This window comes from Limosilactobacillus gastricus PS3 (assembly GCF_000247775.1).
Lineage (GTDB): Bacteria > Bacillota > Bacilli > Lactobacillales > Lactobacillaceae > Limosilactobacillus > Limosilactobacillus gastricus_A.
This window is the reverse complement of the sequence record NZ_AICN01000005.1, coordinates 18,511-36,423: the sequence shown is the minus strand read 5'-3', so window position 1 is coordinate 36,423 and position 17,913 is coordinate 18,511. Positions and strand designations below refer to the sequence as shown.

Annotated in this window: 17 protein-coding genes and 1 riboswitch; of the genes, 15 read left to right on the top strand and 2 right to left on the bottom strand. The window is 41.6% G+C overall.

Annotated elements, in window-relative coordinates:
- Positions 1 to 16: 16 nt before the first annotated feature.
- Positions 17 to 880: an RluA family pseudouridine synthase gene (locus PS3_RS00435; protein ID WP_007121635.1), complete on the bottom strand. Its 864-nt coding sequence runs from the start codon at positions 878 to 880 to the stop codon at positions 17 to 19.
- 40 nt (positions 881 to 920) lie between these two features.
- Complete coding sequence (locus tag PS3_RS00430) at positions 921 to 1,124, bottom strand: YjzD family protein (RefSeq protein WP_040467799.1); 204 nt, start codon at positions 1,122 to 1,124, stop codon at positions 921 to 923.
- A gap of 132 nt (positions 1,125 to 1,256) precedes the next feature.
- Between PS3_RS00430 and dnaE the strand changes: the two genes are divergently transcribed.
- From dnaE to der, 15 genes are all read left to right on the top strand, one after another.
- Positions 1,257 to 4,577 (top strand): DNA polymerase III subunit alpha, encoded by a 3,321-nt coding sequence (dnaE, locus tag PS3_RS00425; RefSeq protein ID WP_007121634.1) that lies wholly within the window; start codon positions 1,257 to 1,259, stop codon positions 4,575 to 4,577.
- Between the two features lie 110 nt (positions 4,578 to 4,687).
- Complete coding sequence (gene pyk, locus PS3_RS00420; RefSeq protein WP_007121633.1) at positions 4,688 to 6,109, top strand: pyruvate kinase; 1,422 nt, start codon at positions 4,688 to 4,690, stop codon at positions 6,107 to 6,109.
- 100 nt (positions 6,110 to 6,209) lie between these two features.
- On the top strand, positions 6,210 to 7,109 hold the full coding sequence (locus PS3_RS00415) for a CvfB family protein (RefSeq protein WP_007121632.1): 900 nt from the start codon (positions 6,210 to 6,212) through the stop codon (positions 7,107 to 7,109).
- The gene (locus PS3_RS00410; protein WP_040467797.1) at positions 7,078 to 7,860 is read left to right on the top strand and encodes a tyrosine-type recombinase/integrase; all 783 of its coding nucleotides are present in this window, start codon (positions 7,078 to 7,080) and stop codon (positions 7,858 to 7,860) included. Before PS3_RS00415 ends, PS3_RS00410 begins: the two co-directional genes overlap by 32 nt.
- Before the next feature lie 10 nt (positions 7,861 to 7,870).
- The gene (locus PS3_RS00405; protein ID WP_040467795.1) at positions 7,871 to 8,260 is read left to right on the top strand and encodes a hypothetical protein; all 390 of its coding nucleotides are present in this window, start codon (positions 7,871 to 7,873) and stop codon (positions 8,258 to 8,260) included.
- Positions 8,261 to 8,263: 3 nt separating this feature from the next.
- On the top strand, positions 8,264 to 9,037 hold the full coding sequence (locus tag PS3_RS00400) for a segregation and condensation protein A (protein ID WP_040467794.1): 774 nt from the start codon (positions 8,264 to 8,266) through the stop codon (positions 9,035 to 9,037).
- Positions 9,030 to 9,620 (top strand): SMC-Scp complex subunit ScpB, encoded by a 591-nt coding sequence (scpB, locus tag PS3_RS00395; protein ID WP_040467792.1) that lies wholly within the window; start codon positions 9,030 to 9,032, stop codon positions 9,618 to 9,620. Before PS3_RS00400 ends, scpB begins: the two co-directional genes overlap by 8 nt.
- Complete coding sequence (locus PS3_RS00390; RefSeq protein WP_007121630.1) at positions 9,620 to 10,339, top strand: pseudouridine synthase; 720 nt, start codon at positions 9,620 to 9,622, stop codon at positions 10,337 to 10,339. The genes scpB and PS3_RS00390 overlap by 1 nt, the downstream gene beginning before the upstream one ends.
- 48 nt (positions 10,340 to 10,387) lie before the next feature.
- A riboswitch (FMN riboswitch) is annotated at positions 10,388 to 10,507 on the top strand.
- A gap of 81 nt (positions 10,508 to 10,588) precedes the next feature.
- Positions 10,589 to 11,161 (top strand): ECF transporter S component, encoded by a 573-nt coding sequence (locus PS3_RS00385; protein ID WP_007121629.1) that lies wholly within the window; start codon positions 10,589 to 10,591, stop codon positions 11,159 to 11,161.
- 57 nt (positions 11,162 to 11,218) lie between these two features.
- Entirely contained in the window at positions 11,219 to 12,265 is a 1,047-nt protein-coding gene (locus PS3_RS00380) for a helix-turn-helix domain-containing protein (RefSeq protein ID WP_040467790.1), read from the top strand.
- Positions 12,240 to 13,685, top strand: a complete 1,446-nt coding sequence (locus PS3_RS00375; RefSeq protein WP_007121627.1) for a RecQ family ATP-dependent DNA helicase — start codon at positions 12,240 to 12,242, stop codon at positions 13,683 to 13,685. Before PS3_RS00380 ends, PS3_RS00375 begins: the two co-directional genes overlap by 26 nt.
- A 62-nt stretch (positions 13,686 to 13,747) precedes the next feature.
- Complete coding sequence (locus tag PS3_RS00370; RefSeq protein WP_040467787.1) at positions 13,748 to 14,332, top strand: SAG1386/EF1546 family surface-associated protein; 585 nt, start codon at positions 13,748 to 13,750, stop codon at positions 14,330 to 14,332.
- 12 nt (positions 14,333 to 14,344) lie between these two features.
- Entirely contained in the window at positions 14,345 to 15,022 is a 678-nt protein-coding gene (cmk, locus tag PS3_RS00365; protein WP_007121626.1) for a (d)CMP kinase, read from the top strand.
- Between the two features lie 77 nt (positions 15,023 to 15,099).
- Entirely contained in the window at positions 15,100 to 16,329 is a 1,230-nt protein-coding gene (gene rpsA / locus PS3_RS00360) for a 30S ribosomal protein S1 (protein WP_007121625.1), read from the top strand.
- Positions 16,330 to 16,395: 66 nt separating this feature from the next.
- Positions 16,396 to 17,709 (top strand): ribosome biogenesis GTPase Der, encoded by a 1,314-nt coding sequence (gene der / locus PS3_RS00355; RefSeq protein ID WP_007121624.1) that lies wholly within the window; start codon positions 16,396 to 16,398, stop codon positions 17,707 to 17,709.
- Positions 17,710 to 17,913: the final 204 nt, after the last annotated feature.

Below are 17,913 nucleotides of genomic sequence, written 5' to 3'. Positions count from 1 at the left end.
CTATGATCACATCTTTTTAAATATATTGCTCAAATTCAGCAGGTAAAGGAGCATTAATCGTTAATTTTTCACCACTAAAGGGTAAGATTAAATGAAGCTGAAAGGCATGGAGCATCATTCGCGGTCCCGTCTCCATTCCGTATAAGGGATCACTTATAATGGGGTGGTGCTTAGCCTTTAGATGAACCCGAATCTGATGGGTCCGGCCAGTGGCTAATTGTAATTTGATTAAAGAATGAGTTTGATGAGCTTGGATTAATTTAAAATTAGTTTGGGCGGGAAGAGCATCGATTCCATTAACTTGGCGCTTCCGTTTGTCATTGGGATCGTGGCCAATTAGTAAATTAATCATGCCTGCATTTTCTTCCCACTTCCCACTGACAACTGCTAAATATTCACGGTTGATCTGATGGGTGCTTAAAAGCCGATTAATGATCGGAACCACAATGGGATGCTTACCAATAATCATTGCGCCCGAAGTTGATTGATCAAGTCGATGAATCATTTGGGGATGCGCAATTTGAGCAGCCATATAATTCATGACGGTATCTAACTCATTGGGTTGATTGGGATGGCTTTTGAGGCCAGCGGGCTTATTAATGACTACCAAATCACGATTTTCAAATAGGATTGGGAGGGTTTGGTGATTATTTGGCAAATAGCTTTGCCGAGTCCGAAATTCATTTTCCGAAAACTGCATCTGAAGTTGATCACCAGGATAAATAATGGTATTCATCGGCACGTATTGACCATTAACTAACACGTATTGATTGATTCGCAAAAAATGAACATAACGTTTTGGTAATTGCCAACTAGTTTGGAGGAGTTGACGCAGTGGTTGAGCAGGTTGATTTGAAATTTCAGTAATTGAATAAGTCATAATAAAAAACCGTTTTCGAATTCAGAAACGGCTCCAATAATTAGTTTTCTTTACGTGAAGGGTTAGCATGAGAAGTAATCGCAGTAATTACATTCACGAAGATAACTGCTAAGATTGCTCCCAAAACAGCAACTGTGGTGTAATTAACCGTGGTTTGTTCTAGTTGGCTTGCAATGTAACCAAATACTAATCCGTAAATGCAACCCCAGAATAGGGCCATGACATTTTTCCAGAAGAATCGCATATTAATCACCTCTCAATTAAATCTCAATAATTATAACATAATTTAGGATGGGGTTGAAGAGAAAGCAAGACATTCCTAATTATTGAAAGCTTTGCTATACTGTTAGCAGAAAAACTTTAGGAGGCTAGTTCCGTGTTTGTACCTTTACAAATTAAAAGTTCATATAGTCTATTACAAAGTACGATTCAACCACGGGAGCTGGTAAAAACTGCTAAAGAACGAGGTTACCAGGCAATTGCCATTACGGATGAACAGGTCATGTATGGCGTGATCGAATTTTATCAGGCGGCTCAACAGTACGGCATTAAACCCCTAATTGGTTTAGAAATGACGGTTTTGTTTGGTCAGTTAGCGACCCAACAAGTCAAATTATTATTCTATGCCCAATCCTATCAAGGCTATCAATCCTTAATGCAACTATCGACATTACGGATGACGAAGCAAAATGACCTAACTTGGCAAGATGTTCAGACACATTTGACGGATGTAATCGTGATTGTAGCACCACAATTAATGGCAATTGATGCTGTGCAGATTGCTCTCTTACAGTCGATTCGACAAGTGGTTACTGATCGTCTCTATATGGGAATCAACCTCAATCTTGATCCCATCCGGCGGCAAGTAATTATTGATTTGGCCCAACAAATTAGGACTCCGGTAGTTGCTTGCGAAGCAGTTGAATATCTAGAATCTAACCAATATTTCGCGAGTCAGGTTTTACGATCTATCGGCACCAAGCACGTAATTGAAGACCCTTTAAATGGCGTTCAACATCTGGGAACTCATGAGCTAAAGCCAATGGTCGATGTCGAGCAAGCATATCAAGCCGCGGGCTTAGCAGATGCCGCGAGGAAAACTGAACGAGTTGCTCGACGATGTCAATTAGAGTTAAATTTTCAAGCTCCGATTTTGCCACAATTTCCAACGCCTAATCAAGAAGATGCCTATACTTATTTGAAAACTTTATGTCAACAAGGCTTGCAAAATCGTCCAATTGCTAAAGGTCATGCGGTTAGTGAATATCAAGCCCGACTCGATCATGAATTATCGGTGATTCATGACATGGGTTTTGATAATTACTTCTTAATTATTTGGGATGTAATGGCTTTTGCTCACCAACATCAAATTACGACGGGTCCCGGAAGAGGATCAGCCGCGGGTTCACTTGTGGCCTATGCCTTAGCAATTACCGATGTTGATCCGATTCAGTATCAATTATTATTTGAACGATTTTTAAATCCGGAACGGCAACAAATGCCTGATATTGATTTAGACCTACCTGATAATCGACGAGAAGAAGTGTTGACATACGTTCACCAAAAGTATGGTCACCAACGAGTTGCTCAGATCATCACTTTGGGCACTTTGGCGGCCCGGCAAGCGGTAAATAGTGTTGGTCAGGTATTAGGAGTCCCTAAATATCAATTGGCAGAAGTCCAACAGGTCGTTCGGCGACAGACCCCAACAAATCAAAAATATACTCTCAAGCAAGTGGTGCAAGCATCGCAAGCTCTCCAAAATATGATGCAAGATGATCCCTTGATCAAACTCTTAATTGAAGTTGCAGAAGATCTAGAAGGGTTACCACGGAATGTATCGACACACGCTGCCGGATTGGTCTTGTCAGAAGACCCGTTAATCGATACTGTTCCACTCCAAAATGGTAGTAGTGAAGCTGGGTTATTGATGACTCAGTATCCAAAAGATCCAGTTGAAACCCTGGGTTTATTAAAAATGGACTTTTTGGGCCTACGTAATTTATCAATAATGGATGAGGCAATGCGCTTAATTCACCAAACCAATCCGGACTTTTCCTTAAACCAAGTTAATTTAACGGATCCATTGACGATGAAACTTTTTCAAACTGGTGAAACGGACGGGGTTTTCCAGTTCGAATCCAATGGTATTCGACGAGTTTTGCAACAGTTACAACCAGACTCCTTCGAAGATATTGTGGCTGTTAACGCTTTGTATCGTCCTGGCCCTATGAACAATATTGACCATTTTATTGCACGAAAGCATGGTCAAGAAGCAACGAATTATATTACCCCAGCCTTAGAACCGATTTTGAAAAATACTTATGGTATTTTGGTTTATCAAGAACAGGTGATGCAAGTGGCGGTAGCCATGGCAGGTTTTAGTCTAGGGCAAGCCGATAGTTTACGACGGGCGATGAGTAAAAAGAAAGCTCAAGAAATGGAGCGGATGCGGCATAGCTTTGTCCAAGGTGCCCTTCAAAAGGGATATGAAGAATCAGTCGCCCAGCAAGTTTTTGATTATATGGACCAATTTGCTAATTATGGCTTTAACCGTTCTCATGCGGTCGCCTATTCCAAGATGGCTTTTGAGATGGCTTATCTAAAGGCTCATTATCCCTTAGCTTTTTATGCGGCCCTATTATCAATTGAACCCAATCCCGAAAAAGAAATTGAGCATTTCCAATCCGCTAAACGGATGCAGGTTGCGATTAAGAATCCTTCCATCAACCAGAGTGATAGTGATTTTACGGTTGAAAATAATCGGTTGCGAATTGGACTAGGCTTTATCAAAGGAATTCGAGGCGACTTTGTGAAAGCCATTTTAACTGAACGCCAGGCCCGGGGACCTTTTGAGAACCTGAATGATTTTATCAATCGGCTAGATGAACGCTGGCAAAATGAAAAGCAGATTTTGCCCTTGATATACGTCGGCGCTTTTGATCGCTTAGGCTATAACCGTGCCGAGATGGTACAGGCCTTACCAGGATTGATTGAAGGAGCCTCTAAATTCCAAACATTGTCGCTATCGGATGAATTAGCACCGGTGATTGAACGACGACCAGAATTGAATATTAATGAGCGGTTAGCTAAGGAAAGCGAATATCTCGGTTTATATATTTCTGGTCATCCGGTAAATCAGTATGCTAAGTTACAAGCACGCCTCCAAAGCCAAGTGATTAGCCACCTCAAAGCTGATCAGATAGTCACTTTAATCGTTCAAATTAATCGAGTCCGGGTGGTGAAAACCAAACGAGATCGTCGTGAGATGGCTTTTTTAACGGTTAGTGATGAAACCGGCAATTTAGATGTCACCGTCTTTCCTAGCCAATATCTACAATTTAAAACGAACTTGCAGAATAATCAGATCGTAGTTATTAACGGAAAAGTCGAACAACGCAATCAAGAATTACAACTAATTGCTAACCGAATTGCCTTAGCTCAGCAGGTCCAAGCAGAGACAACGCCGAAACGGTGGGTATTACGGATAACGCCGGGGGTTTCTGAGCAACAAATTATCAATTTGTTAAACCAATTACAGCGGGAAGCGAGCGGAAATTATCCGGTAATTTTTTATGATGCAGTAACTAACCAAGCCCAACAAAGTCGCTATCATCTGGATGGCGAAAACAAGGTTATTGACCATCTGAAAGAATTATTAGGAAATGAAAACGTTATCTTACAAGAAATGGGATAAATCTGATTAAGATGACTACCATTTTGACTTGATTGTGATATGATTACCATTGGTCGACTGGAAGTTACAGTTGAATTCGATATAGAGAAAAAAGGAGTATTTGATTTCTTATGAAGAAAACAAAGATTGTTAGTACCTTAGGGCCAGCAAGTACTGATGTTGAAACGATTACTAAATTGATCGAATCAGGAGCCAACATTTTCCGTTTTAATTTTTCCCATGGTGACCATGAGGAACATTTAGGACGGATGAATAATGTCCACGAAGCTGAAAAGCGGACGGGGAAGAAAGTTGCGATCATGCTTGATACCAAGGGTGCTGAAATTCGGACTACCGTTCAAAAAGAAGGTAAAATTGCTTTTGAAACTGGTGATAAAGTACGGATTTCGATGGACGATTCAATCGAAGGTACTCATGATAAGATTGCTGTGACCTACCCAGGTCTATATGACGATGTTAAAGAAGGCGGTCATGTTTTATTTGATGATGGTCTTTTAGACATGTTAGTGGAAGAAAAAGATGAAGCTAACAAGGAATTAGTTTGTCGGGTGCTTAACGCAGGTGTATTGGGATCACGGAAAGGGGTTAACGCTCCAGGTGTTTCCATTAATTTACCAGGGATTACGGAAAAAGATACTTCTGACATCCTCTTTGGTTTAGACAATGGCATTAGCTACATTGCGGCATCATTTGTGCGGAAGCCTCAAGATATCGAAGACATTCGGGTGCTCTTGAAGCAAAAGAACATGGAAGATGTGTTAGTCTTACCAAAGATCGAATCTCAAGAAGGGATCGATAATTTCGAAGCAATTATGGAAGTTTCTGATGGATTGATGGTTCCTCGTGGTGACATGGGGGTTGAAATTCCAGCCGAAAACGTGCCATTGATTCAAAAGATGATGATTCGTCGTTGTAACGAATTAGGGAAGCCAGTTATCACGGCAACTCAAATGTTAGATTCAATGCAAGAAAACCCACGTCCTACGCGGGCTGAAGTTTCTGACGTTGCCAACTCTGTCTTTGACGGGACGGATGCGACGATGCTTTCTGGGGAAAGTGCCAATGGGGACTACCCAGTAGAATCTGTGGCAACAATGAACCGGATTGACATTAAGGCTGAAAATAACTTGCTCCAATACGGTACTGAAGAATTTAACTTTGATACTTCAGACGTTACGGAAACGATTGGTTCAGCGGTTTCACGGGCTGCTCGTGATATGGGAATCAAGACCATTGTAGCAACGACCACTAGTGGTTATACTGCTCGGATGATTTCCAAGTATCGTCCCAATGCTGATATCGTGGCTTTAACTTATGATGAACGGACTCAAATGAGCTTGATGCTTAACTGGGGGGTTCAACCATACGTCATTGACCATCCAGAAACTTCAGATGAAATGTTTGAAATGGCTTCGCAAAAAGCTAAGGAATTAGGCTTTGCTCAAGCTGGTGACCAAATTATCGTGGTATCTGGTTTGCTTCACGGTGGTGCCGGAACTACCAACTTAATGCGGATTCAAACTGTTAAATAATTATTATCAAAGTGCAAGGGTTTCACAATTGCGGATTGTGATCCCTTTTCTTTTGGGCTAAATACCGTTAAAATAAGGTGGTTAAGAAAAGGAGTGCCATATGAACACTGATCTAGGAAAAATTGTGACCGCAGTCATGATTGATGAAAATGAGACCGATTATTTTGTCCAACCAGCGCGGAATGGACAAACTTATCGCCTGCCTAAAGATGAGGCGCCACAAGTCCTACATGTTGGTGGTCAAGTTCAGGGTTTCGTTTACGAAAACGACCATCATCAGTTGCAAATGACCTGTGATCATATTCCAACCGTTCAAATTGATCACTATGATTTTGGAACGGTGGTTAATGTCCGTCGTGATCTCGGTGTCTTTGTCGATATTGGATTACCCAATAAGGATGTCGTAGTCTCACTGGATGATTTGCCAACTTTAAAGCATTTATGGCCGCAACCCGGTGATCGTTTGTTAATCGCCTTGACTGTTGATAAACATGACCGGATTTGGGGAAAGTTGGCTGATGAAGCAATTTTTCAAGCCATCGCCAGACGTCCCCAAGCCAAGATGAAAAATTGGAATGTGGAAGGGACCGTTTATCGATTAAAGATGGCGGGATCATACGTTTTGACGGATGATTATTGTTTAGGATTTATTCACCCCAGCGAACGAGATCAGGAGCCACGCTTAGGGTCGAAAGTGTCCGCCCGGGTGATTGGTTTATCTAGCCATGGCGTTTTGAATTTATCCTTAAAACCACGATCATACGAAGCAATTGGGGAAGATGCTCAGCAAATTATGATGATTTTAGAGCATGATCCGAATCATGAACTGGCTTTAACGGATAAGAGCGATCCTGAGACGATTAAAACGATTTTAGGGATTTCGAAGGGACAATTTAAACGAGCAATTGGCCATTTAATGAAGGCCGGCTTAGTAAGACAAACGGATGGAGTTACTAAATTAATTAGCGATGACAACGGAACTCAGGACCTTAACAAATGAATATTTAGTCAACTTAGCTGATGCTAAAAACTTAAATGCTGCGACAATCCAAAGTTATCGTCATGACTTGGCTGTGTTTGTTAATTGGTTAGAAAGCCAAGATATTAATGATTGGCATCAGGTTGATCAAGGTACTTTATTAGCATGGCTTGATGAACAAACTCAAGCCAAGGCCACCATTCGTCGTCACTTGTTAAGTTTGCAAAGATTTTTCCGTTATTGGCAAAGTCGCTCAGTATTAGACGAGAATCCGGTGGGCTTAGTGGAGCTACCAGTAAATGATGTGACTAACTCCGATCAACCATTGACCAAAGCGGAAATGGAAAGGTTGTTAGGGCGGATTAAATTAACGGAATTTTCGCAGGTCCGTACTCGCTTAATGATCGAATTGTTATATTCTACAGGGATGCGGGTGAGTGAACTTTGTGATTTGAAAGTTAGTGCTTTTCAATTTGATTTACAGACGATTCAACTAAGTGATCGCGTCGTTCTTTATGATGATCAAACGGCGATGGTCTTAAGATGGTATCTAATGGATTTGCAGCCCCAGGCGGATCAATATTTGTTTGAACGAACGCCTAAGCAACCATTTAGTCGCCAATTGATTTGGCAATTAATCCGGCAAGCTGGCATGGAAGCTGGCATTGACAATGTTTCACCCCGGCGAATTCGACAAAGTTTCGTTGCTCGTTTAACTGAAAACGGTGCTCCGTTGACTCTGATTCAGACTTTATTAGGTCGACACGTGTAGGAGATGTAAGATGTTAAAAGCCTATCGGAAAGAAAACCGTAAGATTGCTTTGGGGTTAATGTCATTTATACCCGAATGGAAAAATGATTATGAACGCCTAAATCATGAACTAGATTGGGCAACATCAGGTAATCGTCAGGTAATGTTATGGGAGAATCCATTTACCAATCAATTAACTGGGATTATCATTTTTGAACAAGGTGAACATTATATTTTGGTCCGGCATTTATCTTTTTCACCGAGTGATCGGTCGGGACGTAATGTTTATGATGTCTTTAATGATTTACACCAGCAATTTAGCGATTGTCGTTTAATGGGGACTTTAGCGATTCAACCCTTAATTAGTAATTGGGAAAAAGAACTGTATTATCAGCGACAGCAGTTTAAAGCGAAGGAGTAGTGCATGGCCCAAGTAAATTTACCAGAATATTCGGACCAACCAACCCTGCGGCTTAACGAATTTGAAGGACCGTTAGAAGTCTTATTACAACTAATTAAACAGGCCGAAATGGATATTTACGATATTGAGATCAGTTCCATCACGGCTCAATATATGGAATTTTTACGGCAACAGCAGGCGCGGCAGTTGGATATTGCAGGGGAATATTTTGTTATGGCGGCAACTTTAATGGCGATTAAAAGCGAGATGCTATTACCGAAGCCGCCAGTGATTGATGATGAAGTTGATGAAGAAATCGTCGATCCCCGGGACGAATTGGTTCAACAATTATTAGAGTACCAGCGCTATAAACAAGCGGCCGAAAAGCTGAAGGATCGTGAAGAATATCGACAACAAGAATTTACCCGCGAAGCGATGGCCGTTCCTGAGAACTTTATCCAGGCGACTTTTGCGCCCGGTGTCTCGCTGGAACAATTACAAGCAGCTTTTGCCAAGGTTGTTAAGCGCCATCATTTAATTGAACCCGCTCGGCAAACCGTCAGTTCAGAACCAATCACGGTTGCCCAACGGATTGACTTTGTCATGGAAAAGGTTACACAACCGACCCGGTTTGAAGATTTGTTTGCTGATGAGTATTCCCGTGATAATTTGATCACAACTTTCATGGCTATCTTAGATTTAGCTAAACATCGGGCGGTGCGGATTCAACAAAGTACCTATCTGGGACCATTAATTGTCCTTCCAGGTGAACGAAAGGCAGAGTATCAACATGGATAATCAAGCGCAAATTGAAGGCTTGCTATTTATCAGTGGCGATGAGGGCATTAGTGTTGCTGAGCTAGCTAGTGCAACTGGTTTTATGAAACCAGCCGTTTTAGAAATCTTAAATCAGTTAGCAAGTCAGTATGCTAGCAATGAAAAATCGGCCTTAACTTTATTGCATAGTGGTGAGACTTATCGTTTGGCCACCAAGGCTGCCTTAGCCCCGGTAATGAAGCGATATTTTGAGACACCGCTAACGGTGCCACTAACTCCGGCAATATTAGAAGTACTAGCAATTATTGCTTATAAACAGCCGATTACCCGGATTGAAATTGATGAAATTCGCGGGGTACAGAGTTCTGGTTCGATTCAAAAATTAATTATGCGAGGATTAATTGAAGCCAAAGGACGGCTGGAAGTCCCCGGACGGCCATATCAATATGCCACTACAGCTGCTTTCCTTGATTATTTCGGTTTAGATTCATTAGAACAGTTACCACCACTGGATGATGAGCTAGATGAAGCGAGTTTAGATGGAGATATCTTCTTGCGGGCGCTTCAATCCAGACAAGCGATGAATGAAGAAAGTGAAGACTAATGGAACGTTTACAAAAAGTTATGGCCCAAGCGGGCGTGGCCTCGCGACGGGCATCCGAAAAGCTGATCACAGAAGGTCACGTGGAAGTTAATGGTCAATTAGTAACGGAATTAGGGACGAAGGTTAGTGTCCATGATTTAGTTAGTGTTGATGGGGTGCCAATTGAGCCGGAACCAACTGAGTATTATATATTAAACAAGCCGCGGCAGGTCGTTAGTACTGCCCATGATGATAAGGGACGGCGGACGGTGGTCGACATTCTATATGATGATGGAGTGGAGACTCGAGTTTATCCAGTCGGCCGCTTAGACTACGATACGACTGGTTTACTAGTTTTAACTAATGACGGGGGCTTAGCCCAATCCTTAATGCATCCGAAATATGAAATTGATAAAGTTTATATTGCTAAGATTAAGGGGAAGCTATCCCGTGAGCAAGAAAAACAGTTACGTGATGGAGTTAAGTTTGACGGTCATCGTGCGCGCGGCGCTAAGGTTAAGGTGATTTCAACGGATGACAGTCGGCATACCCAGATTGTCGAATTAACGATTCACGAGGGCCATTATCATCAGGTTAAGAAAATGCTACAGGCCGTTGGCCATCCCGTCATGAAACTACACCGTGAAAGTTATGGCCCGCTAACTTTAGGTAACTTACAGGCAGGCGAATGGCGTCCCTTGAAGCCACATGAAATTCATGAATTAAAGCAAGCCCACTAGTTGTACTTTAACCGGGATCGTGATAAAGTTAACATGTAAAATTAATAGATTTGTCTTCAAGGCAGGGTGAGATTCCCGACCGGCGGTATAGCCCGCAACCCGCATGAGCGGTGGAATCCAGTGCAATTCTGGATGCCGACAGTAAAGTCTGGTATAGAGAAGATTAGAAATGATTTGAGGACATATTTAATATGGTCCTCTTTTTATTACCAAGAAGATAGATCTCAGAATATTCGGAGGTTTATTGTCATGACAGAATCACATCGACGGATTCAACAAATCACTTTTATCGCAGTTTTAAGTTGTCTTGCTTTTATCTTAATGATTTTTGAACTACCTAATCCATTTTCGGTTGCTTCATACTTAAAACTAGATTTTTCAGATATTCCGGTGCTTTTAGCTACCTGGATGTATGGACCATTGAGCGGCTTTATGGTGGCCTTTATTAAATGCTTTTTACATGCTTCCATGAATGGTTTTAGTGATTGGCTAGGGGTGTTAAGTAGTCTTGCCTCATCACTTTGCATTCTCTTACCATTTGCTTGGGTCTTTAAAAAAGTTAAATGGAAATTTGCTAAACAGTTATACATAGGGGGCGCGGTTTCTACAGTATCTTTGACTGTTGTCATGTCGGCCTTGAACTGGTTAGTTTTAGTCCCAGTTTACATGAGTTTGTGGGGGTGGCACCCATCGGTTCCGGTACCCCAATTAGTTGCTTTAGGGGTTGTTCCATTTAATATCCTTAAAGGAATATTAATTGCCGTGATTTTTGCAATTATTGCTAAACCGTTGCAATCAGTGTTAAAACACTATAATCTATAATTAGCTTAATGATTGGGTTTGAACCCAGTTTTTTATTTGGTATCCGGGGAGGTTCTGATGAATCCATATATACTGACACTGTTTAATCGTCAACCACGGCGAATTCGAGTGATTGAAAATATTTTGAAGAACCGCCGTTCGGAAGCCAATTTGTTTTGGGGTTATAACTATCAAATTCTCGGCGCGCTTGGTGCTGAACGGCAATTAAAGCGGCAAGATTATGATCAACAACTAGCTCAGTGGGTTAAAGATGGCTTGCTGAAAATAGACGATCAGCAAGCTAGTTTAACGGAAGCTGGGCTTGAGCAAGTGAAGACCTTTTGGGATCAGCATTACCAACCTCATTTTATTCAGTGGGCTTGGGTGACCAACTATCAGATTTTTGCCAATCGGGTTTTGCTGGCCTTGCAAGTGATTTCCCAATATCAACATCAAGACCACCAATATTTACCTTTATCATTATCAGAATATGAAATGAATCGGGTTCGCCAATGGTTACGAGCTTTAAACCCGAGTGATGTAAAGTTGATTACTAATTGTTTACAAGAAGTTACCGAGGAGCTTGCATCAGTTGACGAACGCTTAGCCATTCTCTTGACCTATCGTTTAATTGGTTATCAAACGAGTGGCTGGACTAATCAGCAAGCGGCGCAACATTTGGCGGTAACAATCGATGAAATCCCGGTGATGTGGCGCGATCTATGGTTAAGGATGGCGGCTACTATAGCTAGCCAATCCGGACCGTTAACATCCTTAACACAAGATTTAATTAGTCTAAGTCCCGCTAGTCAAAGTGCCATGAAAACCATCCAGACTTTTCAAAGTGGGATATCAATTGATGAAGTCAGTCAACGGCGGCATTTAAAGATTAGTACGGTGCGGGAACACATTTTAGAGATTGCGATTTTAAGGCCGGAATTAATTTCAATATCAGCGTTAATTCCAACATCGAACTTAGCAAAATTAAAAGCTACTTATCAAGTCTCGGCCTTCAACTGGCAATTTCAAGAAGATTCCGATGAAGCCAGTGCTTTTTTTGAATTTCGGTTATATCAAATCATGAGGTGTCATCGAGAAAATGGCGACTATCCAAGCACAACTTAAACAGATTTTGCATGATAAATTTGGCTTTGATCACTTCCGTCCAGGTCAATTAGAGACTTTGGAAGCTCTTTTAACTGGTCAACCAACCTTGGCAGTGTTACCAACTGGGGCAGGCAAAACCCTTTTATATCAGTTGCCAGCTTATTTAATGAAGGGACCAATTTTAATTGTTTCGCCCTTAATTTCCTTAATGCAAGATCAATTAAATCGGCTCCGCCAACAAGGGTTAAAAAGGGCGGCAATGTTGAACTCTACTATCAGTTATCAAGATCGGCAGTTAATTCTTAATCATTTAAGTGAATATCAATTTATCTTTACCTCTCCAGAAATGTTAGCTAAGGAAACTAACCTAGCGGCTTTTAAACGGCAGGGGGTAGCCATGATGGTTATTGATGAAGCCCACTGTGTTTCACAATGGGGACCAGATTTTCGACCAGAGTACCTTTTGCTCAAAGAAGTTATTAAAAGTTTACAACCCGCAAAATTATTAATGTTAACGGCCACGGCTACCCCGAACACCCGCCAAGACATCATTGATCGATTAGGATTAACAAGTCAGCAGGTGCACCAGATCATTCAATCGGTCAATCGGGAAAACATTTTTTTAGCTGTCGAAAAAGTACCTAACCCAGATGAAAAACGACAACGATTGGTTGACTTATTACAGCAACTCGGTGGCCAAGGGATTATTTACTTTTCTAGTCGGGCTTTAGCTAATGAAATGACGGCCTACTTATCGGCGGTAACTGATTATCAAGTCGCGGCTTATCATGCTGGGATCTCGGATGTAGATCGTTACCGAATTCAACAACAGTTTATGCATGACGAACTACAAATAGTATGTGCAACTAGTGCCTTCGGGATGGGGATTGATAAGGATAACATCAGATATGTTATTCATTATCATTTACCCAATAGTTTAGAAAATTATGTCCAAGAAATCGGCCGTGCTGGTCGCAATGGACAACATGCGCTTGCAATCTTGCTCTATGCGCCAGGAGATATTCAAATTCCTCGATTACTAACCTCAGTAGAAGTGCCACCGATTAGTGTAATGGAACAATTTAATAATGGCGGCGTACCACTAGAAGCATTGGGACCGCAAGCTGAAGTGATCGCTTTTTACCTTAGTCATCAAACCAGTCCGCAAGTAATTAAGCAATTGTTCCAGGAGCAGGAACAAAAGGTTCAGGCACGATTGGATAAAATGATGGATTATTTGCAGACACAGACTTGTCGTCGCCAGATCATTCTTAATTATTTTGGTGAATCAAAAATTAATCAAAGCCAAATTTGTTGTGATATTGACCTGCCACATTGGACGGTATCAAAGCTAGATTTACCAGCAGAAGTTAATCGTTCCTTACCAAATAGTCAATTAGATTGGCGAAGACGACTAAATTCATTTTTTAATCTTTAATTCCTAGACCCATCATTTGAAATAAGATAAGATAATAAAGAAATAAGATACGGAGGGGTATTATGAGCGAAAAACAAGAACCTCAAAAAGATCAATCCAATAACCAATCTCAATTATGGAATAAAACCTTTACGGACGAACGGGCGGACCAAAAAAAGCAATCAGCGCCCAAACGGGTACAGAGTCGGCGTTCCAATCGGCGGCGGCGGACCTTCAGCAATCAGTTGCTAACGGTTCTTGTCATCTTAGTAGTCTTATTAGCAGCGACTCCGGTAGTTTATTGGGTTAACCATCAAAATAGTTTTAGTCATCCACAGACTGAAGCATCTTCTTCCACTAGTTCAAAGAAGTCGTCTAGTAGTCAAAAGTCATCTAGCAAGAAGACTAGTTCCAAATCAAGTTCGAAGACGACCAAAACTAGCAAGACATCAAGTGCTAGTCAAAAGTCAACGTCTAGTTCCAGCACGAAAACTAGTAGCTCAAGTTCCAGTTCTTCCAGTGGTGAAAAGTATGTTACTTTAGAGTCTGGGCAAGGACTTTATCGGGTGGCCGTTAATAATGGGACGACCGTCGATAAGATTATGGAGTTAAATGGTTTCAGTAGTACGACGGGCTTACAACCGGGACAAAAGATTCGGGTTAAATAATTAGGGGACAGCATGACAAAAGGATTTCAAGTAGCAATTGATGGACCAGCCTCAGCCGGAAAGAGTACGGTCGCTAAGCTAGTAGCACAAAAATTTGGCTATATCTATTGTGATACAGGAGCAATGTACCGCGCAGTTACGCTAGCAGCACTCCAACAAAAGATTGATTTGAATGATCAAGTTAAGGTTGCAGCAATTGCTGAAAATTTACCATTACGTTTTGAAGCGGGTGATCCACAACAGGTTTGGCTTGGTGATCAAAACGTTACCCAGTTAATACGAACGAATGAGGTCGCGCAAAATGTATCAACGGTGGCAGCAATTCCAGCAGTACGCCAAGCAATGGTTAAGATGCAACGTGAGATTGCGAGTCAGAATGATATTGTCATGGATGGTCGTGATATTGGCACAACCGTGCTACCACAGGCACCAGTAAAGATTTTTATGGTTGCTTCTGCTCACGAACGAGCCCGCCGGCGGTATTTAGATAACCAGGCACGGGGAATTGCAACGCAATCGATTGAAGAATTACAAAAAGCGATCGAGCTGCGGGATCAAAAGGATTCAACTCGTAAAGTATCACCATTGGTTCAAGCGGCGGATGCAATTCGGCTAGATACCACTGCATTGACCATTGATGAAGTCGTTAATGAAATTAGTGAAATTATTAAAAAAGTAAAAGACAATTAAAGTAAATGCTGGTCAAATCATTTTTTTTACTGTAAAATGGTGTTCAGAGTTAATTGTTGCTAGGAGGATTATTTTAGATGGCTGAAAATGAAAACAATAACGCTATGTTAGAAGCACTTGACAGCATTAAACCAGTTAACGTTGGTGATGTTGTTAAGGGAAAGGTATTGCAAATCGATGACGATCGCCAAGCAGTCGTTGGGATTGAAGGCTCAGGTGTAGAGGGAATTGTTCCTGCTAACCAATTGTCAACGAAGCCAGTTAACGACATCAATGAAGTCGTTAAAGTTGGTGATGTATTGGATTTAGTCGTGATCTCAAAGATCGGCAGCGATAAGGAAAACGGTAGCTACCTTCTTTCTCATCGGCGCTTAGAAGCCATGAAGGTTTGGGATGAAATCCAAGCTAAGTTTGATAATGGTGAAACTTTAACTGCTACGGTTACTCAAGCTGTCCGTGGTGGTTTGGTTGTTGACGCTGGGGTACGTGGTTTCGTACCAGCATCAATGATTACTGATCACTATGTTGATGACTTAAACCAATTTAAGGGTCAAGAACTTGAATTCAAGATTGTTGAAATTGAACCAAGTGAAAATCGTTTGATCCTTTCGCACAAGGAAATTGTTCAAGAACAACATGCTGAAGCAGCTGCTAAGATCTTCGGTGAATTAGCACCTGGTGATGTTGTTGAAGGTAAGGTCGCTCGGATGACCAACTTTGGTGCCTTCATTGACCTTGGTGGAGTTGATGGTTTAGTTCACGTTTCTGAAATCTCATACGATCACGTTGATAAGCCAGCTGATGTATTAGAAGTTGGTGAAGATGTGAAGGTTAAGGTTTTGAGCGTTGATCCAGAACGCGAACGGATTTCATTATCAATCAAGCAAACCTTACCAGGACCATGGGATGATATTGAAAGCAAGGCACCTCAAGGAACTGTCTTGACTGGTACTGTTAAGCGTTTGACTAGCTTCGGTGCTTTTGTTGAAGTATTCCCTGGTGTCGAAGGTTTAGTTCACATTTCACAAATTTCACACAAGCACATTGCTACACCTGCTGATGTACTTAAGGTGGGTGAAGAAGTGCAAGTTAAGGTCTTGAATGTTGAAGCTGACAAGCAACGTCTTGGCTTATCAATCAAGGCATTACAAGAAGCACCAAAGGATGCTGAAAGCAACAATGGTGGTGCTCGTCGTCCACGTCGTCGCAATAACAATAACAACTTTGCGGCTGACGCTCCCGAAGAAGAAACTGGTTTCACCCTTGGTGATTTAATCGGGGACGAATTAAAGAATGCTGGCAAGTAATCTTTTACTTACTAATATCAAGTCGGGGCTTCCCCGGCTTTTATTTTGGAAAAGAAAGGAGCAAAAATGGCAAATCCAATTGTAGCAATTGTCGGTCGACCAAACGTTGGTAAATCCACGCTCTTTAATCGGATTGCTGGTGAACGGATTTCAATTGTTGAAGATACTCCAGGTGTTACTCGTGACCGTATCTACGCCCACGGCGATTGGCTTGGCAAAGAATTCAGTATGATCGATACTGGAGGAATTGAAATCTCGGATCAACCATTAACGACACAAATCCGTGAGCAAGCTGAGGTGGCTATTGATGAGGCAGATGTCATTGTCATGGTGGTCAATGTTGAAAATGGGGTGACTGATGCCGATGAGCAAGTTGCTAAAATTCTCTATCGGTCCCATAAGCCGGTAGTTTTAGCAGTTAACAAGGTTGATAATCCGGAACGTCGGAGTCAAATTTTTGACTTTTATTCCCTCGGATTAGGTGAACCATATCCGGTTTCGAGTGTTCACGGGGTCGGAATTGGGGATTTGTTAGACGAAGTGATTAAACATTTCCCTGAGAGATCTAATACTCAAGATGATCAACGTATTCGGTTCAGTTTCATTGGCCGTCCAAATGTTGGGAAGTCATCAATTGTGAATGCTATGTTGGGAGAAGATCGAGTGATTGTTTCTGACATTGCTGGAACCACCCGTGATTCGATTGATACCAACTTTAAAACACCCGACGGCCATGAATTTACCATGGTTGATACGGCTGGAATTAAGAAAAAAGGGAAGCTCTATGAGAATACCGAGCGGTATGCCTTGATGCGTTCTATGCGGGCGATTGATGATTCTGATGTCGTAATCTTTGTATTAAACGCTGAAGAAGGGATCCGGGAATTAGATAAGCACGTTGCCGGTTATGCCCATGAGGCCGGGAAGGCGATTATTATTGCGGTTAATAAGTGGGACACGATTCCTGATCGGGACCAACGCACGATGACTGACTTTACTAATTTAATTCGGCAAGAGTTCCAATATCTATCCTATGCCCAAATTATCTTTGTATCTGCTAAGACCAAACAACGGCTATTTAAATTGCCAGAGATGGTCTTAGAAGCGTATGAACATCATACCCGGCGAGTACAATCGTCAGTATTAAACGATGTTATTATGGACGCCGTTGCTGCCAATCCGGCACCATCGTCAAATGGTCGCCGCTTACGTCTATATTACGCAACTCAAGTGGCCATTCAACCACCTACATTTGTGGTGTTTGTCAATGATCCTGACTTGATGCATTTTTCTTATGAACGGTATCTTGAAAACCGGATTCGAGCCGCCTTTGACTTTACCGGAACCCCAATTCATTTGATAAAACGTCAACGGAAATAAATGTAGCAATATATACCTAATATCTGATAAAAGAATTGATATATATAAGTTGAGATAAAATTGTGATAATGCTTGTCATGACGGGCATTGTATGATAATCTTGTTTTTGAAATGATGCGATGGTTCGTTATTATTTCGTTAATTTTGGACCACTCAAAATTAACTATCACATAGCAAGTTATTTGCTAACCGTGGGAGGTGAAA